This is a genomic window from [Mycobacterium] manitobense (genome assembly GCF_025821665.1).
Taxonomy (GTDB): Bacteria; Actinomycetota; Actinomycetes; order Mycobacteriales; family Mycobacteriaceae; genus Mycobacterium; species Mycobacterium arseniciresistens.
Genome location: NZ_JACKSJ010000018.1, coordinates 1 through 430 on the forward strand (window position 1 = coordinate 1; position 430 = coordinate 430).

1 protein-coding gene is annotated in these 430 nt (G+C 73.0%); it reads left to right on the forward strand.

The genetic code is table 11. The features are described from left to right. Positions 1-430: carotenoid oxygenase family protein (locus tag H7I41_RS01880; RefSeq protein WP_264010859.1), on the forward strand; the 430-nt coding region annotated here is incomplete at both ends.

A 430-nucleotide genomic window follows, 5' to 3' on the forward strand; every position in this document is an offset into this window, starting at 1 on the left:
GTCGGCGCCGGGCTGTTCGAGCCCCCGGCGCTGGACCGCTGGACCGTCGACCTGGCCACCGGCCGGGTGTCCTCGGCGCGCCTGGACGACGACCCGCAGGAGTTCCCCCGCGTCGACGAGCGCCGTGTCGGCAAGCCGCATCGCTACGGCTACACCATCGGCAGCGTGATGACCGCGGACAGCTCCACCCCGCGCACCCTGCTGCGCCACGACCTGCACACCGGGCAGACCCGCCGGGTGACTTTCGACGACGACGGTGAGCCCGGCGAGTTCGTCTTCGTCCCAGCCTCGGCCGATGCCGCCGAGGATGACGGCGTGGTGATGGGATTCGTCTACCGCCGCGGCACCGACCGCAGCGATCTGGTGCTGCTCGACGCGCAGACGCTGGAGACGGCGGCCGTGGTGCACCTGCCCTGCCGGGTGCCGCACG